This window comes from Pseudomonas sp. TNT2022 ID1044 (assembly GCF_028656895.1).
Taxonomy (GTDB): Bacteria; Pseudomonadota; Gammaproteobacteria; order Pseudomonadales; family Pseudomonadaceae; genus Aquipseudomonas; species Aquipseudomonas reinekei.
The window spans coordinates 116,989-139,229 of sequence record NZ_JAMDHB010000017.1; the positions used below are offsets into that span (position 1 = coordinate 116,989).

The window sequence follows — 22,241 nt, forward strand, 5'->3', positions numbered from 1 at the left end:
GGTTCCTTGATCAGTCAGCGCGAGGCTGACTGTTCTTTTCGACCAGGGTCTTGTCGTCGCTGATGGCGATGTGGGCGCCATTGTCCAGTTTGATCTGGCCAGCCGTGACAACTGTTTCACCGTTCTGTACGCCTTTGGTGATGATCACCATGCCTTCGCGCCGTTCGCCGGTTTCGACAAAACGGCGCTCGGCGATCAGGACCGGCTGGCCCTTGTCGTCCTTTTCCACGCTGCCGTCTTCAGCCTTTTTCTGTGTGGCGACATAGACCGAGTTGCCATAGAGCGTGTAGGTGATCGCGCTTTCCGGCACGACGATGCGTGGCTGCGGGTTCGGCAACATGACCTGCAGATTGGCGAACATCCCCGGCAGCAGCTTGCCATCGGGATTGGCCAGGGTGGCACGGACCTGCATGTTGCGCGTGCTGTTCTCGAGTTTCGGATTGATTGCGCTGATGGTGCCGGGAAAGGTCAGGGTCGGGTAGGCGGCGACAATGATTTCAACCGGTTGACCAAGGGCGATCTTCGGCACCGATTGCTCGGGTACGAAAAAGTCGACATACAGACTGCTGAGATCCTGCAGCGTGGCAATCATGGTCCCGGTGGCCAGATAGTCGCCTATGTCCACCTGACGTATGCCGATGGTTCCGCTGAAGGGCGCCACAATGCTTTTTTTGCCCAGGGCAGCCTTGAGTTGATTGACCGTCGCCTTGCTCTTTTTCAGCACCGCCGACAGTCGGTCGAACTCGCCTTTGGAAATCGCCTGGCTGCCGACGAGTTGGCTACCACGACCGTAATCAAGCTGGGCCAACCCGAGGTCGGCGAGGGCGGTTTCGAGCAAGGCCGTTTCCACGGCGCTGTCGAGGCGCAGGAGCGGTTGGCCGGCCTTGACCTTCTGTCCTGACTCGAACTGTAAATCGATGATGGTGCCGTCGCTCTCAAGGCTCAGGTCCACGCCTTGCAGGGCCGTGAGCGTGCCAACCGTAGGCAGGCGAACTTGCCACGGCCGTTCGGTGGCCGTGGCCACGGCGACGCTGATGGGTGGTTTCGGCGCGGAGAACCCTTGAATCATCGTGTAGACGGAGAAGGCTTTGTACCCGGCCAGGACCAGCACGATCAGCAAAACAACACCCAACATGATCAGCATGCGGCGACGCAGCATATTCCAGTTCCTTGGAGAAAATCAGGTGAGACAGTGGAGCACATTACCGCGAGTGGGGGCGTGAATCCAACTCGCAACGATTACAGGCAGGCCCCGAGCCACTGTGGGAGCGAGCGTTCTCAGATCAAATGCAGGTGGTTGTCCCAGAGTCCCGCAGGCAGCTCCAACGGTTTTGCAACGAGATTTGTCTGGCGGCAATCGTAGTAGCGGCAACGCCCTTGGCCCGAGGTCACGACAAACCCGTCGGCGACCGCGCCAACGCCGGCACAATCGGGAAGTGGCGCATCCAGGCGCACTTCGCCGCTGTCCAGGTCCCAGATGAAAAAGCGATTGCCCCGTGGAGCGGTCAAGGCCACCAGGCGCAGGTCACTGTGCACGGCGACACTGGCGGTGTAATGCCCCATGGCCTGCAACTGATGTTCCGGTACCGGGAACGCCACGAATGGTTGGCCGGGACGCTTGATCGCCAGCAGTTCGGATTTTTCATGCGAAGCCCCCATGAATTGCTGGCCGGCAACGATGGTGCCGTCGCTGGCAATGCCGAGGTGGCGCACGCTGTTCATTTGCTGGGGAAGCGTTTCCTTGCTCAGCAGGGTGCCGTCGCGCTGCATCAGGACCAGGCTCGGCTCCATCGCGTCGAGGTTCATCTCGACCCGGCTTTCCGCTTCGGTGCGAATCCCGCCGTTGGCCACCACCAGGGTTTCGCCATCGGGCATCCATGACACTTGATGCGGGCCGATGCCATGGGTGGAGATCTCGCCGCTGTGCACCAGCCGCTCGCCTTCGAACTTATACACACCCAGCAGGCCGCGACCCGGCTCGGTGGTGTCGTTTTCGGTGGCGTACAGCCAGTCACCGCTTTGGTGAATCACCGCGTGACCGTAGAAATGCCGGTTCGGTTGCGAGGTCACCGTTTGCAGCAACGTACCGTCGCGCAGATCGATCAGGTAGCTCTCGGTACCCGGTCGACGGGCGACAAACAGCGCGATCGCCAACGTCGGGTGGTTGATGATGTCGTGGCAGCGCTGGCCGACCTGGGTGGCAAACACCCGGGTGCCGTCCAGCCGATAACCGACGGCGTAATGCTTGCCGTCGGTATCGTCCCGCGCCGAGAGCAGCAGCGGGCTGGCGTCCTTTTGCTTGAACAGCTTCCAGCCGCCCAGCGTCACCGCACCCAGCAGCAAACTCCCTAATGTCAGAGCCTGGCGTCGCAGCATGGCACTCGCCCTCATCAGTCACCGTCGTTGGCGTTGAAGCCCAGTTGGATGCCCAGCGCCTTGGCCAGTTCGCCTTCGTGCAGGCGATGGACGACGTTGAGGCTGTCGTAGATATCGTTGAGTTGCTGGCGACCGGCGTCGTCGTTGAGCATTTCGGTCAACGAGCGCTGGTTGCTGGCGAACAGTTTCAACGAAGCGGCATAGGCGGCGTCGATCTTGTCGGCCAATGGCTTCTGATCGCTTGGCAGCAGGTTGCGCAGGCCTTTGTTGTCGACACCTTCCCAAACCGTTTTCGCCGCCGCGAGGCTTGCCTCAAGGCCGGCCAGGGAAGACTGGCTGCGCCATGCATCGGCCTGGAACGGCTGCGCAACGCCCTTGCTCTGACGGCCCATCGGCGTGCCGAGCTTTTTCTTCAGGCTATCGAGCGCGGTGACTTGCACGCGCAGCAGATCGGCAATGGCTTCGTGGGAGTCGGCGTAACGCTGGTTCGGGAACTTGCTCATTTGCGCGAGCATGCCGTCGGTGTTGTTCCAGCTTTTCAGAATCTCTTCGGCCAGTTGTTTCTGACGCTCGCCGATGGCGATCAGCAGCGGGCAATACTTGGCCTTCTGCTCGGCGTTGGCCACGTCAGGCTTGCTGTCGAACAGGATGTATTCGTAGGCCGACAGGCCTTGCACCACGACGCTGGACTTGGCCAGTGCCGCGGCATCGATTTGCGGTTGTGCGGTGATCAGTTGCTCGACCTGGCGGCCGACCAGGTTTTTCTTGTCCGGCCAGAACTGCACCTGCCATGCGCGATTGCCTTCGGCCAGCGGCCCGATCAGCAGGGGTTGCAGCTCGGCCCAGGCCTTTTGTGCGTGCAGGAAGTCGGCACGGGCGGTTTCCAGTGTCTCCTTGCCTTCGCAGTAGGCCAGCGCGCTGACGGCCAGTTGGCGGTCGGCTTCTACCCAGCGGCTGTAGGTCGGCAGGATCACCGATTTGGCGATGGCTGCCGACGTGACCGCTTGCGGGTCTTGAGGCGAACAGGCGCCCAAGGCTAGCGCGGCAAGGCTGGTGAACAACAATTTGGGACGAAACATGTCGGGCTCCCGCGGGTGGAATGCGTATTAAAGGGAATTCAGAAACGCCAGCAACGCAGCGCGCTGCTCGGCATTGAAAGACAGCACCTGTTGCCGCGCGGCGGACGCTTCGCCGCCGTGCCAGAGCACGGCTTCGAGCAGATTGCGTGCGCGGCCGTCGTGCAGGAACTGGGTGTGGCCACTGACCGCTTGAGTCAAACCGATGCCCCACAACGGCGGCGTGCGCCAGTCGCGGCCACCGGCCTGGAATTCGCTGCGGTTGTCGGCCAGGCCGTCGCCCATGTCATGCAGCAGCAGATCGCTGTACGGGCGAATCACTTGATTGGCCAGTTCAGGTTCAGCGGCGTTGGCGGCGGTGGTGTATTTCGGTGTGTGGCAGGACTGACAACCCGCCCGGTAGAACAAATTCTTGCCGGCCAGCACTTCAGGCGCGTTGACGTCGCGCCGCGCCGGTACGGCGAGGTTGCGTGAGTAGAACAGCACCAGGCGCAGGATATTGTCGCTGACTTCCGGTTCGCCGTCGGGGCCGTTGCCATTGGGCGCCTGTTTGCAGGCGATTTGTGCGTCGGTGCAGTCATCAAACGGTCTCAGGCGGGTGGTGAGGCCCATATCGCCTGAAAACGCGTGAACATTTTGTTGATTCAGATTCGGTTGCCCGGCCTTCCAGCCAAATCGCCCGAGAACGGTTTTTTGCTGAACTTCATCCCAGACCCGGTTCGGGCGTCCGGCGATACCCTCCTTAGCTTTGGCCTGGGCTTCGGCATTGGCCAGGATCGCCTCTTCCGGAATCGCTTCGAGCAGACCCAAACCGATCATCGGCGGCGCGACCCGTGCCGAGAAACGGGTGTCGGGGTGCATCGGGCCGTAATTCAGCTGAGTGATGTTCAGGCTCGGCTTGCGCAGTTCGACTTCGGTGCCGTCCTCGAAACTCACCTTCACCGGTGTGTAATTGACCCGCACCTTGCCCTCGGGGGCGACGCCGGGTACGGCCATGTCCTGAAACTGCCCGCCGTAGACGGGTTCCGGCACGACACCCAGTTGCTCGATGACCTTGGCATAAGCCGGGGCATCGGGAATCGACAGGCGCACCAGCATCGATACGGCATTGGCGTCGTCGGGTTCGGGCGGGTGGCCGCGACCGTCCTTGATGTGGCAGCCCTGGCAGGCATTGGTGTTGAACAGGGGGCCGAGGCCATCGCGGGCCGTGGTCGTCGACGGCGCGATCACCCAGGGATTGCGGAAGAAACTGTTGCCGACGCTGAAGTCCACGCGCCGAGAAGGCGGCAGGTTGGCGGAGGGCAGGGAAAATGCATTTTGATCGGTCTTGCGCACGGTAGCGCTACCGCCGGAGCGGGCCTCACCGGGTTCGGCTTCGGTAAACCGCGGGGCGTCATCGCAGGCACTCAGGCCCAGGGCCAGAAACAGTGCGGACAAGCGAAGAGGCAGCGAGGGCATCAGACATCCTGCAAGACGAGCAAAATAAAGGCGCAAAGTCTAACAGGGCAGGGAGTTTTGAATAAGAGGAATTATCGTTTACTTTGATGCCGGGCAGGGTTTTCACTCAGACTGCGGCGCTGCCATCGCTGGCAAGGCAGCTCCCACAAGAATTACCTAACCTGTGGGAGCTGGCTGGCCAGCGATGAGGCCATGAGCATCATCGCAAACGACCGATATGAAAAAAGGCGACCCGAAGGTCGCCTCTTTTCACTCAGCCAGCGTTGATCAGAATTCGTGATCAGCGTTGTCCGGGTTCAGGTCGCTGATGCCCAGTTTGCCGGCAGCCGCTTCGATCGAACCGGTCTGCTTGACCAGCGAAGCGATGGCGTCGCGGACGATCTGGTTGCCAGTGGCGTTGCCGGCAGCGATCAACTGATCGTAGTGCTCACCTTTGTTGGCGTGGTCAACGATGACCTGCATCTTGGCTTCGGTGGCAGCCAGGTCGGCTTTCAGCGCGGTGTCGGCAGCCGGGTCAGCTTTGGCGACCAGAGACGACAGGCTGGCGCCGGTCATTTTGGTGCCATCGACGCGGGTGTATTCGCCCAGGTACACGTTGCGAATGCCTTTGGCATCGTAGAACTGCGAATTGTGGGTGTTGTCGCTGAAGCAGTCGTGTTCGTCTTCCGGAGAGTTGGCTTCCAGGGAAACCTTCATGCGCTCGCCCGCCAGTTCGCCAAGGGACAGGCTGCCCATGCCGAACAGCATTTTGCGCAGGCCGTTTTCAGCAGGTTCCGCTTCCAGGGTGGCGCGGTAGTTGTCGGCCACGTTCGGCTTCCAGTTGCCGACCATTTCTTCGAGGTCGCTGACCAGCAGTTGGGTCACGGCTTTCAGGTAAGCGCGGCGACGATCATTGTGACCGCCAGTCGCGCCGGTACCTTCCAGGTAGTCCGAAGCCGGACGGTTGCCGGCGCCAGGGCCGGTGCCGTTCAGGTCCTGGCCCCAGAGCAGGAATTCGATGGCGTGGTAGCCGGTGGCGACGTTGGCCTCGGAACCACCCAGCTCGTTCAGGCTGGCCAGTTTTTCCGCAGTGATGTCCTTCACGTCGATCTTGTCTTCGCCGACCTGAACCTGAGTGTTGGCGATGATGTTGGCCGTGGCACCCGGGTTACCCAGTGCGTGCTCGTAGGATTTGTCGACGTAGTCGATCAGGCCTTCGTCCAGTGGCCAGGCGTTCACCTGACCTTCCCAATCGTCGATGATGGTGTTGCCGAAACGGAACACTTCGCTCTGCAGGTAAGGAACACGAGCAGCGATCCAGGCAGCCTTGGCGGCTTTCAGGGTGTCGGCGTTCGGCTTGGCGAGGAAGGCGTCGATGGCGGTTTGCAGGGTCTTCGCGGTGGATTCGGCATCGCTGTAAACGGCGAAAACGATGTCGGCGTAATGTGCGACAACGGCTTTGGCGGCGGCTTCGTCGACTTTACCGGCTGCAGCAGGTGCAGCGGCTGGAGCAGCCGGGGCAGCAGCGGTGCTGGCAGCCGGCGCAGGAGCGGCAGCTTTCTCTTTGTCTTTGCCTTCACCGCAACCGGCGAGGGAAATTGCGATGGCCAACAGACTGGCGGTAGCCAGAGGCATACGAATCATGGCGAACATCCTGCTTCGAGAGGGGGTGGTATAACGCGTCCAGCGCGCAAAACTGCCACATAATGCAAATCTTTCGCATTATCTGTAAAGGGTTGTGCTTGGAAATATTTCTTATTCACTGAGGGGGGCGCTTCACCCTGCAGGAGCGAGCTTGCTCCTGCAGGGATTACAAAATGGCGGCGTTGCTGCGCTGGGCCTGCTTCAGGTAGGCACCCAATTCCCGTGCCGGCAGCGGTTTGCTGTAGTGGTAACCCTGACCTTCATGGCAGCCTTCGGAAATGATGTAAGCCTCTTGCTCGGCGGTTTCCACGCCTTCGGCAATCACCTGCATGCCCAGGCTTTTGCCCAGCTGGATGATGGCGCGAACGATGGTCGCGTCGTCATCGTCATCGAGCAGGTCCTGGACGAAGCTCTTGTCGATCTTGATCTTGTCCAGCGGCAGGCTTTTCAGATAGCTCAGCGATGAGTAGCCGGTACCGAAGTCGTCGATCGCGATCAGGGCACCGGAGCGGCGCAGGCTGAGCAAATGTTGGGCGGCGGTGCTGATGTCTTCCATCAGGCCGGTTTCGGTCACTTCCAGTTCCAGGCTGCGCGGTGGCAGGCGATACATTTGCAGCAAATTGTTCACCACCCTTGGCAACTCGGCGTGGTGCAACTGCACGGTGGACAGGTTGACGGCCATGCGCAGGTCGCTGAAGCCCTGATCGTGCCAGTCACGCAGCTGCTTGCAGGCCTGGTCCAGCACCCATTCGCCGATCGCGATGATGGTGCCGTTTTGCTCGGCCAGCGGGATGAACAGGTCAGGCGGAACCAGCCCGTGTTCCGGGTGCTGCCAGCGAATCAGCGCTTCGACGCCCACCACGCGATGATCCCGATAGCTGATTTGCGGTTGGTAGACCAGGTAGAACTGTTCGCGGGCCAAGGCATCGCGCAGGTCTTTTTCCAGCTCGCGACGGCGACGCATCTCGGTGTCGACACTGGCGATATAGAACTGATAGCGATTGCGCGAGCGGGTCTTGGCCAGGGTCATGGTCTGCTCGGCTTTTTGCAGCAGCTTCTCGGTGCTGTCGCCGTCCTCGGGGAACAGCGTGATGCCGATGGTGGCGCGCAGGCGAATCTCCTGATGATCGAGGGCAAATGCCGCTTCCAGGTCATCGAGAATGCTTTGGGCCAGCTCGGCAGCTTCGTAGGGTTGTTCGATATCGGCCTGCACCAGGGCGAACTGGTCGCCGCCAAGGCGGGCGAGGGCGCCGAGGCGTCCGCTGTGTGCCCGCAGGCGGTCGGCCAGGGCCAGCAACAACTGGTCGCCGGTCTGGTAGCTGAATTGTTCGTTGATGCCTTTGAAGTCATCCAGCCCGACACACAGCACCGCGACCCGTCGCTGCAGCTTGCCCGCGTCGACGAGGATTTTGTCCAGTTGCGTTTGCAGCTGCTGGCGGTTCGGCAGGCCGGTGAGGAAGTCGTACTGGGCCATGCGCAGCAAGCTGTTTTCCGCTTCATGACGCAGATGGGTGTTGCGCTCGATGGACTCCAGCAACTGATTGGCGGTGTTGATCCACATCCCCAGTTCGTTTTTCTCGTGGCCCTTGAGCTGCGGAATCTTGTGTTCGCTGGGGCGATCGGGATTGATTTCGGTCAGGTGCTCGATGATCCGCGACAGAGGTTTGGTCAGCAGCCAGTGATAAACCAGGTACAGCACCAGCCCCAGCGCCAGGGCGCGCAATACGCCGGAAATGAAAATGATCACCGAGCTGACGATAAAGCCCTGGCCATAAGTGGCTGTGTCGAGGGTGATGCTCAGGTCACCGTAGTACTCGCTGTAAGGACCACGACCGACCAGTTGGGTGGTGAAGGTGCGTTCCTTGCCGAGGATCAGGTCGGTCAGCCAGCGGCTGTTGGAATGCTGCAGTTCGCGGGATTTTTGCGCGAGCATGGCTTCGTTGGGATGACCGATGGACGCCTGGCGTACAGCCTCGGCTTGAAACAGGCCTTCGATCACCTGCATGCCCATTTCCCGGTCCAGGCTGTAGACGGCCTGGGTCGAAGGGTCGCGGAACATGTCGAGGATGCGTTCGGCATCACTGGCAACGGCCTGGCGGGTCTTATAGGCATCGAACACGATCTGCGCGCAGCTCAAGACCACACCGACGATCAATGCCGACAGGAGCACGACCCGGAGCAACTTCACCGACAAGCTGTTCTTGAGTTCCAGCTTCAAAGGGTTATTCCTTGTTCCGTGCGGGTAGCATCAAGTTGCCATGAGTATTGGCAATCCCGTGATGGCAGTCAAAGGGACAATCATCCGTGTGGGATTTTGCCTGCAGCTTGGCCGATATGCTGTGCCTGGATTATTTATCCGATGGGTACTGTGTCGGTAGTCGGATCCTTCAACTTGAGGGGATATGAAGATATTTTCCTATTGGTTGATGTTAGACGGATGTGGCTCTGGAGCAAGGAGGTGGGGGCGGGTTTCATCCGGGGCATTAGCTGTTGTTTCAAGTGTGCACATCCGTTTTTGGCCGACACCTCGTCCCACCACCGACTCACCCATAAAAAAACCCGGCATGAGCCGGGTTTTTTGTCTGGCATCGAGCTTAAGCGGTGAAGGTTTTGCCTTCGAACTGCTCAGCCACGAATTTCCAGTTGACCAGGTTCCAGAACGCTTCGACATACTTTGGACGAACGTTGCGGTAGTCGATGTAGTAGGCGTGTTCCCAAACGTCGCAGGTCAGCAGCGGGGTGTCGCCGCTGGTCAGCGGGTTGCCGGCGCCGATGGTGCTGGCCAGGGCCAGGGAGCCGTCAGCTTTTTTCACCAGCCAGCCCCAACCGGAACCGAAGGTGCCGATGGACGTCTTGCTGAACTCTTCCTTGAACTTGTCGAACGAACCGAACGCTGCGTTGATGGCTTCAGCCAGTGCGCCGGTTGGTTGGCCGCCAGCGTTTGGCGCCAGGCAGTTCCAGTAGAAGGTGTGGTTCCACACTTGAGCGGCGTTGTTGAAGATACCGCCCGAGGAAGTCTTGACGATTTCTTCCAGAGTCTTGCCTTCGAACTCGGTGCCTGGCACCAGGTTGTTCAGGTTCACGACGTAGGTGTTGTGGTGCTTGTCGTGGTGATATTCCAGAGTTTCCTTGGAAATGTGCGGCTGCAGGGCATCGTGTGCGTACGGCAGTGGCGGCAATTCGAAAGCCATGGTGAATCTCCTAATCAGGTCAGGTGCGGTGAGCGCAAGGCCGATCACGGGCGGCCAGACAAGCGCCGGGGAGTTTGTACTCTTTGCGGCGCAGGTGTCGGATCATAGCACCGGGGGTGCGGCATAACCACGCAACAACTGTGTGGAATAGAGGTTCCAGAGCCGTTTGGAATAAATCAGCCGGCCATGATCAGTTGCAGCGCTACCGCAAACATCATCACCGCCACCAACAGATCGAGGATTCGCCAGGTGCTCGGTCTTGCCAGCCACGGAGCGAGCCACGCGGCACCCAGTGCCAATGTGAAAAACCACAGCAAAGATGCACTCGCCGCGCCCACCACATAGGCGCCGGGCTCGGTTTGTTGCGCGCCGAGGGAGCCGATCAGCAAGACGGTGTCCAGATAAACGTGCGGGTTGAGCAACGTGACCGCCAGGGCGCTGAGCATCACCGCGCGCAGCGAGCGCACGGTCTGGTTTTCGCCTTGTTGCAGGCTCTGCTTCGAGAAAGCCCGGCGCAGTGCCTGACTGCCGTACCACAACAAAAACGCCGCGCCGCCCCAACGCGCAATCGCCAGCAGTGTCGGGTTCTGCGCCAGGACCGTCGCCAGTCCGAAAACCCCGGCCGCCACCAGTAACGCGTCGCAGGCCACACAGAGTGCAGCGACCGGCAAGTGATGTTCCCGGCGCAGACTTTGCGCCAGGACAAACGCATTCTGCGTACCGATCGCCATGATCAGCCCGAAGGCCACCAACAAACCATTCATATAGCTTTGCCACATATCGATTACTCCCCGCTGGCCGCCAGATCCCGCAGCACTTGCATGGCGCGGTCGGCGTCGGCCTGGCCGACGAACAAGTGGTCGTGGTAATAACCGGCGATGACGTTGCAACTGATGCCGGCCTTGCCCAACGCGGTGGCAAACGCGGCCGTCAGGCCGACGGCTTCGAGGGCCGAGTGCACGTTCAGGGTGATCCAGGCCGCGACATAGTCGAAGCTGAAACCGGCCTGCTCGGCGTGGGAACGTTCGAGAATGACCGTCAGACCTTCCTGTTCACGGAAGCTGCCGATGATCTCCAGTCCTGTCGGCAATTGCCCGTGGCGCAAGGTGCAGAACACGTAGTCGCCGGCGTTGAGTTGCGGGCTCATGCTGCGCAGCAGTGTTGCCAATGAAGTTTCGCCAGCCATGTGAGGTTTCCTGTTCGAGAGTTCTTGCTGGTCATTCTCGGGCTTGACGCTGTATAAGAAAAACCAATATTGCTGATCGCTCATTAGGAGAACTGATGTTCGACTACAAATTGCTTTCCGCTTTGGCAGCGGTGGTCGAGCAGGCCGGTTTTGAACGGGCTGCGCAGGTCCTGGGTTTGTCGCAATCGGCCATTTCCCAGCGCATCAAACTGCTCGAGGCTCGAGTCGGCCAACCGGTGCTGGTTCGGGCCACGCCGCCGTCTCCGACCGAGATCGGTCGGCGCTTGCTCAACCATGTGCAGCAGGTGCGTCTGCTTGAGCGGGATTTGCAAAGCCTGGTGCCGGCGCTGGACGAAGAAGGTTTGCCGGAGCGTTTGCGCATTGCTCTCAATGCCGACAGTCTGGCCACTTGGTGGGCGCAGGCAGTGGGGGATTTTTGCGCGCAACAACACGTGTTGCTGGATCTGATCGTCGAAGACCAGACGGTCGGCCTCAAGCGCATGCGTGCCGGTGAAGTGGCGGGGTGTCTGTGTGCCAGCGAGCGGCCGGTGGCCGGCGCGCGCAGTGTTTTGCTGGGGGCGATGCGTTACCGCGCCCTGGCCAGCCCGGCGTTCATTGCCCGGCATTTCCCGCAGGGGGTCCGTGCCGATCAGTTGGCTCGGACCCCGGCCCTGGTATTTGGTCCTGATGACTTCCTGCAACACCGGTATCTGGCGTCCCTCGGTGTCGATGGCGGATTCGAACACCATTTATGCCCCTCGTCTGAAGGTTTTATCCGTCTGACCGAAGCCGGGCTCGGTTGGGGGCTGGTGCCGGAACTGCAGGTCCGCGAGCAACTGGAGCGTGGCGTTTTGCTCGAGCTGTTGCCAGATAAGCCGATCGATGTGCCGCTGTACTGGCATCATTGGCGTAATGGCGGTCAGTTGTTGGGATTGCTGACTGATCAGTTGGTGCTGGCATCGAAGCGATGGTTGGTGCCCTTGGAGCAGCCGTAAGCGTCAAGCTGCAAGCCGCCAGTGAAATGCTTGCGGACCGTTTTTAACTTGCAGCTCGCAGCTTGAAGCTCGCAACTGCATTTGCTGGAGCAATACATGAAGATTCTGGTCACCGGCGCAAGCGGCTTCATTGGCGGGCGCTTTGCGCGTTTCGCCCTGGAGCAGGGCCTGGACGTGCGGGTCAACGGTCGCCGGGCCGAAGGTGTGGAGCATCTGGTGCGCCGTGGCGCCGAGTTCATCCAGGGTGATTTGAGCGACCCGGAACTGACCCGGGAGCTGTGCTCCGACGTTGAGGCCGTGGTCCATTGCGCCGGCGCTGTCGGTGTGTGGGGACGCTATCAGGACTTTCACCAAGGCAATGTCCAGGTCACCGAGAATGTGGTCGAAGCCTGCCTGAAACAACGAGTGCGGCGTCTGGTGCACTTGTCGTCACCGTCGATCTACTTTGATGGCCGTGATCACTTGGGCCTGACCGAAGAACAGGTGCCCAAGCGCTTCAAGCATCCTTATGCCGCCACTAAATACCTGGCTGAACAAAAGGTTTTCGGCGCTCAGGAATTCGGCCTCGAAACCGTGGCCCTGCGCCCGCGTTTCGTGACCGGTGCCGGGGACATGAGCATCTTCCCGCGCCTGCTGAAAATGCAACGCAAGGGACGTCTGGCGATTATTGGCAATGGCCTCAACGTGGCCGACTTCACCAGCGTGCAGAACCTCAACGAAGCGTTGCTCAGCAGTTTGCTGGCCGGGGGCTCGGCCTTGGGCAAGGTCTATAACATCAGCAATGGTGCGCCGGTACCATTGTGGGACGTGGTCAATTACGTCATGCGCAAAATGGAAGTCCCACAGGTTACGCGCTACCGTTCCTACGGCTTGGCCTACAGCGTTGCGGCGCTGAACGAAGGCGTGTGCAAGTTGTGGCCCGGCCGTCCCGAGCCGACCCTGTCGCGCCTGGGTATGCAAGTGATGAAGAAAAATTTCACCCTGGACATCAGTCGCGCACGGCATTATCTGGATTACGACCCGAAGGTCAGTCTGTGGACGGCCCTCGATGAGTTCTGCGGCTGGTGGAAGGCCCAGGACATTCGCTGAAAAGCTGCACACTGAACCCGGTCCCGGGTTGAGGGTCAATCGGTGCGGCGACGGGGGTTATACTCGCCGCATCAAGCCATCACCGCGTTTCACAAAGGTTGACTCAATGTCCATGCGTAACGATGCCAACGACGACTTCGATGATGTACCGAGCCTGCGTGCTGACGTCCTCGACGACGATTTTCCGCCAACCACTCGCACCGCCGTGCATTCGCGCACGCCGCCGGTGGTCAAGGTCAAGTCGGCGAGCACCGGCCCGTTGTGGGCACTGGTAGGCGCCTTGTTCTTTGCCTTCGCGGGCCTGGCCTGGTGGAGTTTTCAGCAGATTTCGCTGATGGAACAGCAATTGGTGGCGACCCAGGAAAGTTTCGCGCGAATCAGTGAGGAAGCGGCGGGGCGCCTGCAGGACATTTCCGGCAAGGTGGTCGCCAGCCAGACCAACGTCACCAGCGACAGCGAAGCCTTGAAGCTGCAAATCAAACAGCTGGAAAGCAAGCTGCAGGATCAGAGCAAACAGCAACAAGGCGTGGTCGGCCAGACATCTGAACTGGATAAACGTCTGGCGCAGATGACCGCGCAGACCTCGGATCTGGACAAGCGCCTGGCGCAGGTCACCACTCAAAGCACTGAACATCAAACCGTCAACACGCAGTTGCAGGCTCAGGTCAAAGTCTTGATTGGCGACGTGGCCGCGCTGAAGAGTGCTCCGCCAGACACGGAAAAATTCGACACCCAGCTGAAAAGCCTTGGCGCCGACATCGTGGCGTTGAAGAAACAAGGCAACCCCAGTGCCGCCATCGAGCGCCTGGAGCAGGACATCGTCGTGCTCAAAAGCCAGCAGGACAATCGCCCTGCGGCGGCTCAAGGCTCGATGAATACCGCAGAGTTCGATGCTTTCCGCAGTCAGGTCACCCGCAACATCAACACCCTGCAAGCGCAGATCCAGAACCTGCAACAGCAATTGCGCGCGCGGCAGTAAGCCCGGATTCATTCCCGGACCGGCCGGGAATGATTTCCTTACACACTGCGATCCGCTGAATATTCGTACATGCCCCATTGCCGTCTACGCTCTTGAAACATCAACAAGAACGAGGGACGCGCAATGGGGTTTGTGCAAAGGTTCGCTGTGCTGTGCTTCATGCTTGTGCTGGGCCTCACCCAGGCGCAAGCGGCCGGAACGGATAAGGACGACAGCGAGGCCGCCATCGCCTTGCTGGAAAAAGCCTTGGCCTATTACCACGACAATGGTGACAAAGCCTTCGCGGCCTTTAGCCGTCAGGGCGAGTTCGTTGATAAAGACCGCTATGTCTTCGTCGTCGACACCCAAGGCGTGATGCTCGCCAGCGGTGGGCCGTCCTCGGCCTTGATTGGCCGCGATGTTTCGCAAACCCTCGGGCCGCAATTGCAGAAAGCTTTCAAGGACGCGCTCAAGGTGCCGGAAGGCAATGGCATTCAACAGGCGGAATATCGCTGGCAGAACTGGTCCGACGGCAAGGTCGAGCGCAAGCACGTTTACTACCAGCGTGTCGGCGAGCGGATTCTCGCGGTGGGTTACTACTTGCCACGGGCGTCAGCGGAGCAGGCCATGGCCTTGCTGAACAAAGCGGCGACCGACCTGACCAAGGACGAGAAGGGCACGCTGACGGCGATCAATTCCCTCAAGGGCGGTTATCTGCAGGATGACCTGTATGTGTTTGTCGTCGATCTGGATACCAAGCGGTATGTCGCCCACGGCACTAACCTGCGCTTGATCAACACCGATTTCAGCAAGGTCAGCGACCCGGAAGGCAAACCGGTGGGCGAGCCGATTCTGGCGCTGATCGCTAAACAGGATTATGGCGAGTACGAGTATCGCTGGAAGAACCCGGTGACCAGCAAAATTGAGGACAAGCATGCCTATCTGAAAAAGGTTGGGCATTTTCTGGTGGCGGTGGGGTATTACAGTCCCTGAATCTTTTTTGACTGTTGAACCGCTATCGCGAGCAAGCTCGCTCCTGCACCGGATCTCCAACGAGTGAAGATTGTGTGCATACCAGAGATCATTGTGGGAGCGAGCCTGCTCGCGATTGAAGGCGGCCTGGTCTGCTTAACGAACCTTGTCTTCCCGCCCGCGCAACAACATGTTCGGCATGGCGATCGCCGCCGCCAGCCCCAGCAGCGACACCGCCGCGCTGACCATCAGCAAATGGCGGAAGGTCAGCAGCAGTTCTGCGCGCAAGGCGTCCTTCGCCTCTCCCGGTGCAGCGTTCAACCCATCCAGCAGTACGTTGCCGGAATGACCTTCGGCAATCAGCGTCGAGCCAGCCAGGTGCGCGAAGCTTGAATCCTGCAGCAACGCCAGCAGCAGTGCCGACATCAACGCCACGCCCACGGCCCCCCCCAACGAGCGAAACAGGTTGGTGGTGCTGGTCGCCACGCCGATGTCCCGTTGTTCCACCGAATTTTGCGTGCCCACCAGCGAGGTCGGGAACTGCATGCCCGAGGCAATCCCGCTCAGCAGCATGAACAGGCTGCTCAGGACAAACGCCTGGGGCGGACTGAATGCCATGCCCAGGATCGAAATCGGCATCAACATGGCGCCGGTGAGAATCATCGGTTTGTAGCGCCCGGTCACCGACGTCCGACGCCCGGCGAAATACGCACCAATCGGCAAGCCCATGGCCAGTGGCAGCAAGTGCAGCGCGGCGCTGTCAGCCCCTGCGCCGGTGACGCTCTGAAAGCGCAGTGGCATCAACACGATCAACGAGATTGCCTGGAAACTGGTGAAGAAAATCGTGCACCAGCACAGGATCGCATTGCGATTGACGAACAGGTGCATGGGCAGCAACGGCTCTCGCGTCCGTCGCTCATGGATCACAAACAACCCCAGTACTGCCACCGCGCAAGCCAGCAACGCCAAGACTTCGACGCTGCGCCACGAATACCCCTGGCCGACCTGGGTGATGCCCAGCAACAACGCTGTCAGACCGATGATCATCAACAGGGTGCCGAGGTAGTCGATGATGGGTTTGCGTTGCGGAATCTGCAGGCCGACCAGTGTGCGATTGGCCACCAGCCAGGCGCCGAGGCCCAAGGGCAGATTGATCAGGAACACCCAGCGCCAGGACAGGTATTCGGTCATGTAACCGCCGAGCACGGGGCCGGCGACGCTGGCCACCGCGTACATGCTGCTGAAGTAACCCTGATAGCGACCGCGTTCGCGCGGCGGCACGATGTCGCCGATGATCGCCTGGCTGACCGAGATCATCCCGCCGGCGCCGATGCCCTGGACAATTCGCGCCAGCACCAGTTGTTCCATGCTCTGGGCCATGCCGCAGAACAACGATGCCAGGGTGAACAGGCCCATGCCGAACAACATCAATTTGCGTCGCCCGTACAGATCTCCGAGTTTGCCGTAGATCGGCACGGCCACGGTCATCGCCACCATGTAGCCGGAAATCACCCAGGCCAGCAGGCTGACATCCTTGAATTGCGCGGAAATGGCCGGCATCGACACGGCGACGATGGTCTGGTCCAGCGCACCGAGGAAAATCGCCAGCATCAGCGCGATCAGCACGCTGCGGATGGCCGGTTTGGGCGTTTCAGGCGGGTGAAGGTTGGTCACGGGAAAACCTGCGGGCAGTGTTTGGCCCGCAGAGGCATGGCGAGCGGGTAAGTGCTCGCCAGTGTAAATCGGTAGCAGGCTATTCGATAGCCTCGTATGGAAGACCGACATAGTTTTCTGCGATGGTTTTGCGACCGGCCTCTGAATCGACAAAGTAGTCCAGCTCCGACTCGGCGATGCGCTGGCTAAAGGCATCGTGATCGTCGAAACGGTGCAGCATCGAGGTCATCCACCAGGAAAACCGTTCGGCTTTCCACACCCTGCGCAGGCAGATCTGCGAGTATTTTTCCAGCAAATCGAGGCGATCTTCGCGGTACACCTTGAGCAGGATGTTGAACAGCGTACTGACGTCGCTGGCCGCCAGGTTCAGACCCTTGGCGCCGGTGGGCGGGACGATGTGTGCGGCATCGCCGACCAGAAACATCCGGCCGTACTGCATCGGTTCGACCACAAAACTGCGCAGCGGCGCGATGCTTTTTTCGATGGACGGTCCGGTTACCAGCTTCTGCGCCAGCGCTTGTGGCAGCCGGGATTTGAGTTCATCCCAGAAGCGTTGATCGGACCAGTTTTCGACCTTTTCGTCAGCCGGCACTTGCACGTAATAGCGGGTGCGGGTTTCTGATCGCATGCTGCACAGGGCGAAACCCCGTTCATGGCGGGCATAGACCAATTCTTCGTGGACGGGTGGGGTGTCAGCCAGTATTCCCAACCAGCCAAACGGATAAACCCGTTCGAAGATTTTCAGGCACTCGGCGGGAATCGATTGGCGGGCGACGCCATGGAAACCATCGCACCCGGCGATGTAATCGCAATCGAGACGATACTGCTCGCCATCCTTTTCGAAGGTCACGAACGGTTCATCGGTTTTCATGCCGTGGGGAACGACGTGACTCGCCTCGTAGATTGTCTGCGCACCGGCGACCTGACGAGCGGCCATCAGGTCGCGGGTGACCTCGGTCTGACCGTAGATCATCACGGTTTTCCCGCCAGTAAGGCCTTGCAGGTCAATGTGGACCTGACGCCCGTCGAGGGCCAGTTCGAAGCCGCCATGGACCAACCCTTCGGCATCCATGCGCTGGCTGACGCCTGCCTGACGCAACAGCTCTACCATGCCTTGTTCGAGGACACCGGCGCGGATGCGACTGAGTACATAATCCGGGGTCTGGCGTTCGAGGATAAGGGTGTCGATCCCGGCGTTGTGCAGCAACTGGCCGAGCAGCAGGCCGGAAGGGCCAGCACCGATAATGGCAACTTGGGTTTTCAGCGTTTTCATTGTTTTTATAACTCGCAAGCTTCACTCGACCAGGGCCGGTGAATGATTTTTATGGATCGAGTGCTTGCATTTTTCCCCCGCGGGTCTGTCAATTGAAGGTGAAAACTGAGCCGATACCTGTACATTTTGCCAATCGGTGCGATTATCGCCCGTCATCTATTCCGAGGCCTGGATTGAAGTGATGAACAAGCCTGACCTGCCTTCGATTCCGGTGTTCAAGCTCTATGGTGAAAGCCTGGATTGGCCGACCCCGGACTTGCTGCACTGTGAAACCATTTCCAAACGCAGTCGCGAACATCAATGGGAAATCAAACCGCATCGCCATGCCGATTTATGCCAGTTGCTCTTCGTATTCAAAGGTCAGGCAGAGCTTGAAATCGAAGGCATACGTACGCAACTGACGCAACCGGCGATCCAGGTCCTGCCGCCGCTATCGGTGCACGGGTTTCGTTTTTCCGAGGATGTCCAAGGGTTTGTCGTGACCCTCGCCGCGCCATTGATCGCCCATTTGCAGCAGCAACTGGGGCATTCGGTGAACGCCCTGGCCCAAGCCGAAAGCTACCCGGCGGGTGAGGACGGCGAGTACCTCAACAGCCTGTTCAGTGCGTTGCAGAACGAGTACACCAGCCATCAACCGGCGCGGGAAATGCTCATGCATTCGTTGGTCAGTGTGATCATGGTGTGGGTCAGCCGGCAGGTGATCCAGCGTCACTCGGCCAACCAACGACCGCAGCGTGCCCGGGAATACCTCAACGGTTACATTCAGCTGGTGGAAGAGACCTATCGTCAGCACGTCAAGGTCGAGGATTTGGCCCATCGCCTGGGGATTTCCGTTTCCCACCTCAACGGCACGTGCCGAGAGTTGGCGGGGCAGCCGGCATTGCAGATCATGCACGAGCGGCAATTGCTGGAGGCCAAACGCTTGCTGACCTACACCAGCATGACCATCTATGAAATGTCCGATGTGTTGGGGTTCTCTGATCCGACCAACTTCACGCGCCTGTTTCGGCGCCGGGTGGGCATCTCGCCAAAAGCTTTCCGCGACCGCTTGAAGGCCGATCAGGACAACGAGGCCTGACACCTTCGCTAGCGCAGGGCGTTGAGGGTCGCGTTGTGGGGAATGCAACGCTCGAAATTGCAGCTGGCGTAATCACGGGGCAGGTTGCGCAGCTGTTCCACGCGCCAGGCTGCTGCGCCATACAACCCGAGCGTGACCGCACAGGTGATGAAAATGGCGAGGTACCTTCTTGTTTTGATGTTCATGGTGTTGACCTCTGAACGAATACCCTTCGGTATTACTTTGAGCATAGGTCAGCGCGGGTGAGTTGCCAGCAATAACGCGGTATTCAAAACACTGATAAGCCACTGTGGGAACGGGCCTGCTCCCACAGTTTCAATCGGGTTACAGGCCGGTATCCCACGCCGGTTCCTCCGGAAATCTCTCCACCAGAAAATCCAGCAGACTGCGCAATGCCGCCGGCATGTGCTTGCGCGATGCATACACCGCATACACGTTCATCTGCCGCGGTTCGGCGTGCGGTAGCAGGCGAATCAACTCACCGCTGTGAATGTGCACGCCAGCCTGATAAGTGGGCAGCATCGCCACCCCGGCACCGGCCATCGCCGCACGTAGCAGAGTGCTGGCCTCGTTGGCGCTGATGTTGCCCTGCACCGGCACCGATACCTGCTCACCCTCCTGCTCGAAATGCCACAGGTTCTTGCCGAAGTAGGAATGGGTCAGGCAGTTGTGCTGGCTCAGATCCTCGACCCGCAGCGGGGTCGGATGCTCGCGCAGGTAGGCGGGGGAGGCGCAGATCACCGAACGGCAGACCGTCAGCCGACGGGCGATCAGGTTCGGGTCCAGCTCGTTGCTGGTGCGGATCGCCAGGTCGATGCGTTCATCCACCAGGTTCACCGTGCGGTCGAGCATCTGCAGGTCGATGCTGACGCCGGGATAGCGTTTGACGTAGGCCGCCATGGCATCGGCCAGTTGTGCCTGGCCGAACGAGGTGCTGACGCTGATTCGCAGAAGGCCGCGCGGGGCATCCTCCGGGACGCTGACAGCGGCTTGCATGTCGCAAGACAAGTCGAGCATCTGCCGACAGCGCGGCAGCACTTCGCTGCCGGCAGTGGTCAGGCTCAACTTGCGCGTGGTGCGGTGCATGAGGCGCGCGCCGACCCAGTCTTCCAGCTCCGCCAGATAGCGCGAAACCACGGGTCTTGATAACTCCAGATGATCGGCGGCGGCCGACTGGCTACCGAGGTCAACCACCGTGACGAACACCCGCATTGCTTGTAAACGATCCATGATTTGCCCGATTTCAGAAACAAACTATGTTCCAGCATCGCATTTTTTGCACTGATCGAGACAACTAAGCTCTGTCGATCTTCTGTGTAGGAGCCAGCAAGCCGGCTCCTGCAAAAGCGTATTTCAACCAAGGAGCAACAGATGATCGGTTTCACCACTTTAAAACGCATTGTGCTGGCAAGCGCCGCCCTCGGTTTCGTCGCCCATGCAGCCGCCTCGCCCCTGACGCTGGATGTCTACAATCCCGGCGAAAAAGCGATTTTCCCGGTGACCTCGGTGCTGGTCAGCGGTGAGAAAGACGCGATCCTCGTAGACGCGCAATTTGGCAAGTCCCAGGCCGAACAGGTGGTGGAAAAAATTCGCACCAGCGGCAAGCGATTGACCACCATTTACATCAGTCACGGTGACCCGGATTACTACTTCGGCCTCGATACCCTGACCGCTGCATTCCCCAACGCCAAGGTGCTTGCTTCGCAGCCGACGGTCGAGCACATCAAGCAAACCGTGGACGGCAAACTGGCGTTCTGGGGGCCGAAAATGGGCGCCGACGTACCGGCCAAAACCATCGTGCCGGATGTACTCAAGGGCGACAGCCTGATGCTCGAAGGGCAGAAACTGCAGGTGGTGGGCCTGGATGGCAAACAACCGGATCGCAGCTTCGTGTGGATTCCGTCGATCAAGGCCGTGGTCGGTGGTGTGGTCGTGGCAGAGAACATCCATGTGTGGATGGCCGATACCCAGACGCCACAGTCCCATGCCGATTGGCTGGCTACGCTGCATGCCATTGAAACCCTGAAACCGAAAACCGTGATTCCGGGGCATTACCTGGGAGACAGTGCCCGGTCGTTGGCTGCCGTGCAGTTCACTGCCGATTACATCAAGGCCTTCGACGAGGAAACCGGCAAGGCCAAGGATTCGGCGGCCCTGATTGCAGCGATGAAAAAGCGCTACCCGGCACTGGGTGAAGAAAGCTCCCTGGAGTTGAGCGCCAAGGTCGCCAAGGGTGAGATGAAGTGGTAACGGATGTGGGGGAGTGATTTCCCCCAGGTTTTGGGTTTCAGCGACTCTGCGCCTGCTCCACCAACCACCCCATCAACTCGCGCAACTTCGGTGAAGCCCCGGGTTTTTCCGGGGATACCAGGTAGTACGCCAGCCCGGTTTTCACTTTCAACTCGAATGGCATGACCAGCCGCCCGGCATCCAGGTCATCGCCGATCAACGACCAGTCACCAATCGCCACCCCCGTTCCTTGCGATGCCATCGACATCGCCAGATCGAGCGTTTCGAAATGCTGACCCTTGCCGACATTGCTCAATGGCACACCCGCCGCCTTCAACCAGGCCTTCCAGTCGCGCTCATCGCGGGTGGGGTGCAGGAGTAGATGCTGTTGCAGATCGGTCGGTGTTTGCAGGGTGATCGGCCCTTCGAGCATCGGCCGGGAACAGACCGGTGTCAGCTGCTCGTCGAACAGTTTTTGTGACACCAGTGCAGCGTCCGGCGGTGCGCCATACATCACCGCCGCATCGAATTGCTCGCGATGAAAATCCACGCCGTGCTTGACCGTGGTGGTCAGTTCCACCGGCACGTCCGGGCGCTCCTTTTGCCATTGCAACAGGCGCGGCAACAGCCAGCGCATGACGCAGGTGGGCGCTTTGAGTTGAAGGGTTTCGCGCTTCTCGCCGATCTGTTCAACGGCCTCGTCGATCAAGCCGAAAATCTGCTGCACCCGTGGCAGCCATTCCCGTCCCTCGGCCGTCAGATCGAGACCCCGGGCCTGACGAATGAATAGCTCATAACCCAGATGATCTTCCAGCCCGGCGATCTGCCGGCTCACTGCGCCCTGGGTGATGTGCAGTTGCTCGGCGGCCCGGGTGAAGTTGCAGCACTGCGCGGTAATCAGAAAAGTGTGCAGCGCCGGCAGGGGAGGCAGTCGTTTCATTGGGATCCAAGGTATGACGTGAGGACATGGCTAGTATGACTTTTTATCCATTGTTGCGGCTATGTGTCGCCCGTTCCAATGAGGCCATCCCTGGACCTGCGAATCCATCATAAACACTGCGCA

At 59.9% G+C, this 22,241-nt stretch carries 20 protein-coding genes; 6 read left to right on the plus strand and 14 right to left on the minus strand.

Annotated features, from left to right (window positions below):
• Nucleotides 1–10 precede the first annotated feature (10 nt).
• The 9 genes from M5G20_RS19940 to M5G20_RS19980 form a co-directional block, all read right to left on the minus strand.
• Nucleotides 11–1,159 (minus strand): efflux RND transporter periplasmic adaptor subunit, encoded by a 1,149-nt coding sequence (locus M5G20_RS19940; protein ID WP_273920461.1) that lies wholly within the window; start codon nucleotides 1,157–1,159, stop codon nucleotides 11–13.
• Nucleotides 1,160–1,278: 119 nt separating this feature from the next.
• Nucleotides 1,279–2,376 (minus strand): DUF1513 domain-containing protein, encoded by a 1,098-nt coding sequence (locus tag M5G20_RS19945; RefSeq protein WP_273920462.1) that lies wholly within the window; start codon nucleotides 2,374–2,376, stop codon nucleotides 1,279–1,281.
• Nucleotides 2,377–2,390: 14 nt separating this feature from the next.
• On the minus strand, nucleotides 2,391–3,455 hold the full coding sequence (locus M5G20_RS19950; protein WP_273920463.1) for an imelysin family protein: 1,065 nt from the start codon (nucleotides 3,453–3,455) through the stop codon (nucleotides 2,391–2,393).
• A 27-nt stretch (nucleotides 3,456–3,482) separates the two neighbouring features.
• Nucleotides 3,483–4,910: a di-heme oxidoreductase family protein gene (locus M5G20_RS19955; protein WP_273920464.1), complete on the minus strand. Its 1,428-nt coding sequence runs from the start codon at nucleotides 4,908–4,910 to the stop codon at nucleotides 3,483–3,485.
• Between the two features lie 267 nt (nucleotides 4,911–5,177).
• Nucleotides 5,178–6,533, minus strand: a complete 1,356-nt coding sequence (locus M5G20_RS19960) for an imelysin family protein (RefSeq protein WP_273920465.1) — start codon at nucleotides 6,531–6,533, stop codon at nucleotides 5,178–5,180.
• 166 nt (nucleotides 6,534–6,699) lie between these two features.
• Complete coding sequence (locus M5G20_RS19965; RefSeq protein WP_273920466.1) at nucleotides 6,700–8,751, minus strand: putative bifunctional diguanylate cyclase/phosphodiesterase; 2,052 nt, start codon at nucleotides 8,749–8,751, stop codon at nucleotides 6,700–6,702.
• 376 nt (nucleotides 8,752–9,127) lie between these two features.
• Nucleotides 9,128–9,724, minus strand: a complete 597-nt coding sequence (locus M5G20_RS19970; RefSeq protein ID WP_007918933.1) for a superoxide dismutase — start codon at nucleotides 9,722–9,724, stop codon at nucleotides 9,128–9,130.
• Between the two features lie 176 nt (nucleotides 9,725–9,900).
• The gene (locus tag M5G20_RS19975) at nucleotides 9,901–10,503 is read right to left on the minus strand and encodes a LysE/ArgO family amino acid transporter (protein WP_150733754.1); all 603 of its coding nucleotides are present in this window, start codon (nucleotides 10,501–10,503) and stop codon (nucleotides 9,901–9,903) included.
• 5 nt (nucleotides 10,504–10,508) lie between these two features.
• The gene (locus M5G20_RS19980) at nucleotides 10,509–10,910 is read right to left on the minus strand and encodes an ACT domain-containing protein (protein WP_150733753.1); all 402 of its coding nucleotides are present in this window, start codon (nucleotides 10,908–10,910) and stop codon (nucleotides 10,509–10,511) included.
• A gap of 95 nt (nucleotides 10,911–11,005) precedes the next feature.
• Between M5G20_RS19980 and M5G20_RS19985 the strand changes: the two genes are divergently transcribed.
• The 4 genes from M5G20_RS19985 to M5G20_RS20000 all read left to right on the plus strand — a co-directional run bounded on the left by M5G20_RS19985 (nucleotide 11,006) and on the right by M5G20_RS20000 (nucleotide 14,945).
• Nucleotides 11,006–11,905 (plus strand): LysR family transcriptional regulator ArgP, encoded by a 900-nt coding sequence (locus tag M5G20_RS19985; protein WP_273920467.1) that lies wholly within the window; start codon nucleotides 11,006–11,008, stop codon nucleotides 11,903–11,905.
• Nucleotides 11,906–12,001: 96 nt separating this feature from the next.
• Nucleotides 12,002–12,994, plus strand: a complete 993-nt coding sequence (locus tag M5G20_RS19990) for an NAD-dependent epimerase/dehydratase family protein (protein ID WP_212626674.1) — start codon at nucleotides 12,002–12,004, stop codon at nucleotides 12,992–12,994.
• A gap of 106 nt (nucleotides 12,995–13,100) precedes the next feature.
• On the plus strand, nucleotides 13,101–13,973 hold the full coding sequence (locus tag M5G20_RS19995; protein WP_273920468.1) for an ATPase: 873 nt from the start codon (nucleotides 13,101–13,103) through the stop codon (nucleotides 13,971–13,973).
• Nucleotides 13,974–14,096: 123 nt separating this feature from the next.
• Nucleotides 14,097–14,945, plus strand: a complete 849-nt coding sequence (locus tag M5G20_RS20000; RefSeq protein WP_273920469.1) for a cache domain-containing protein — start codon at nucleotides 14,097–14,099, stop codon at nucleotides 14,943–14,945.
• 135 nt (nucleotides 14,946–15,080) lie between these two features.
• On the opposite strand, the gene M5G20_RS20005 is transcribed toward M5G20_RS20000, so the two are convergent.
• Both M5G20_RS20005 and pobA read right to left on the minus strand, forming a co-directional pair.
• Nucleotides 15,081–16,598 (minus strand): MDR family MFS transporter, encoded by a 1,518-nt coding sequence (locus M5G20_RS20005; RefSeq protein ID WP_273920471.1) that lies wholly within the window; start codon nucleotides 16,596–16,598, stop codon nucleotides 15,081–15,083.
• A 79-nt stretch (nucleotides 16,599–16,677) separates the two neighbouring features.
• Nucleotides 16,678–17,862: a 4-hydroxybenzoate 3-monooxygenase gene (gene pobA / locus M5G20_RS20010; protein WP_273920645.1), complete on the minus strand. Its 1,185-nt coding sequence runs from the start codon at nucleotides 17,860–17,862 to the stop codon at nucleotides 16,678–16,680.
• Nucleotides 17,863–18,052: 190 nt separating this feature from the next.
• Here pobA and M5G20_RS20015 point away from each other — a divergent pair, with 190 nt between their 5' ends.
• Nucleotides 18,053–18,949, plus strand: a complete 897-nt coding sequence (locus M5G20_RS20015; RefSeq protein WP_273920472.1) for a helix-turn-helix domain-containing protein — start codon at nucleotides 18,053–18,055, stop codon at nucleotides 18,947–18,949.
• An 8-nt stretch (nucleotides 18,950–18,957) separates the two neighbouring features.
• Here the strand turns inward: M5G20_RS20015 and M5G20_RS20020 are convergent, their stop codons facing one another.
• Together M5G20_RS20020 and M5G20_RS20025 are read right to left on the minus strand one after the other, a co-directional pair.
• Nucleotides 18,958–19,134: a hypothetical protein gene (locus tag M5G20_RS20020; protein WP_172901564.1), complete on the minus strand. Its 177-nt coding sequence runs from the start codon at nucleotides 19,132–19,134 to the stop codon at nucleotides 18,958–18,960.
• A gap of 139 nt (nucleotides 19,135–19,273) precedes the next feature.
• Nucleotides 19,274–20,179, minus strand: a complete 906-nt coding sequence (locus tag M5G20_RS20025) for a LysR family transcriptional regulator (RefSeq protein ID WP_273920474.1) — start codon at nucleotides 20,177–20,179, stop codon at nucleotides 19,274–19,276.
• 141 nt (nucleotides 20,180–20,320) lie between these two features.
• Between M5G20_RS20025 and M5G20_RS20030 the strand changes: the two genes are divergently transcribed.
• The gene (locus M5G20_RS20030) at nucleotides 20,321–21,199 is read left to right on the plus strand and encodes an MBL fold metallo-hydrolase (RefSeq protein WP_273920475.1); all 879 of its coding nucleotides are present in this window, start codon (nucleotides 20,321–20,323) and stop codon (nucleotides 21,197–21,199) included.
• A gap of 37 nt (nucleotides 21,200–21,236) precedes the next feature.
• Here the strand turns inward: M5G20_RS20030 and M5G20_RS20035 are convergent, their stop codons facing one another.
• Nucleotides 21,237–22,118, minus strand: a complete 882-nt coding sequence (locus M5G20_RS20035; RefSeq protein ID WP_273920476.1) for a LysR substrate-binding domain-containing protein — start codon at nucleotides 22,116–22,118, stop codon at nucleotides 21,237–21,239.
• Nucleotides 22,119–22,241: the final 123 nt, after the last annotated feature.

What these genes read in the sequence shown, in the direction of transcription:
- M5G20_RS19940 (WP_273920461.1), bottom strand. Translation starts at nt 1,159, where the DNA reads ATGCTGCGTCGCCGCATGCTGATCATGTTGGGTGTTGTTTTGCTGATC.
- M5G20_RS19945 (WP_273920462.1), bottom strand. Translation starts at nt 2,376, where the DNA reads ATGCTGCGACGCCAGGCTCTGACATTAGGGAGTTTGCTGCTGGGTGCG.
- M5G20_RS19950 (WP_273920463.1), bottom strand. Translation starts at nt 3,455, where the DNA reads ATGTTTCGTCCCAAATTGTTGTTCACCAGCCTTGCCGCGCTAGCCTTG.
- M5G20_RS19955 (WP_273920464.1), bottom strand. Translation starts at nt 4,910, where the DNA reads ATGCCCTCGCTGCCTCTTCGCTTGTCCGCACTGTTTCTGGCCCTGGGC.
- M5G20_RS19960 (WP_273920465.1), bottom strand. Translation starts at nt 6,533, where the DNA reads ATGATTCGTATGCCTCTGGCTACCGCCAGTCTGTTGGCCATCGCAATT.
- M5G20_RS19970 (WP_007918933.1), bottom strand. Translation starts at nt 9,724, where the DNA reads ATGGCTTTCGAATTGCCGCCACTGCCGTACGCACACGATGCCCTGCAG.
- M5G20_RS19975 (WP_150733754.1), bottom strand. Translation starts at nt 10,503, where the DNA reads ATGTGGCAAAGCTATATGAATGGTTTGTTGGTGGCCTTCGGGCTGATC.
- M5G20_RS19980 (WP_150733753.1), bottom strand. Translation starts at nt 10,910, where the DNA reads ATGGCTGGCGAAACTTCATTGGCAACACTGCTGCGCAGCATGAGCCCG.
- M5G20_RS19985 (WP_273920467.1), top strand. Translation starts at nt 11,006, where the DNA reads ATGTTCGACTACAAATTGCTTTCCGCTTTGGCAGCGGTGGTCGAGCAG.
- M5G20_RS19990 (WP_212626674.1), top strand. Translation starts at nt 12,002, where the DNA reads ATGAAGATTCTGGTCACCGGCGCAAGCGGCTTCATTGGCGGGCGCTTT.
- M5G20_RS19995 (WP_273920468.1), top strand. Translation starts at nt 13,101, where the DNA reads ATGTCCATGCGTAACGATGCCAACGACGACTTCGATGATGTACCGAGC.
- M5G20_RS20000 (WP_273920469.1), top strand. Translation starts at nt 14,097, where the DNA reads ATGGGGTTTGTGCAAAGGTTCGCTGTGCTGTGCTTCATGCTTGTGCTG.
- M5G20_RS20015 (WP_273920472.1), top strand. Translation starts at nt 18,053, where the DNA reads ATGAACAAGCCTGACCTGCCTTCGATTCCGGTGTTCAAGCTCTATGGT.
- M5G20_RS20020 (WP_172901564.1), bottom strand. Translation starts at nt 19,134, where the DNA reads ATGAACATCAAAACAAGAAGGTACCTCGCCATTTTCATCACCTGTGCG.
- M5G20_RS20025 (WP_273920474.1), bottom strand. Translation starts at nt 20,179, where the DNA reads ATGGATCGTTTACAAGCAATGCGGGTGTTCGTCACGGTGGTTGACCTC.
- M5G20_RS20030 (WP_273920475.1), top strand. Translation starts at nt 20,321, where the DNA reads ATGATCGGTTTCACCACTTTAAAACGCATTGTGCTGGCAAGCGCCGCC.
- M5G20_RS20035 (WP_273920476.1), bottom strand. Translation starts at nt 22,118, where the DNA reads ATGAAACGACTGCCTCCCCTGCCGGCGCTGCACACTTTTCTGATTACC.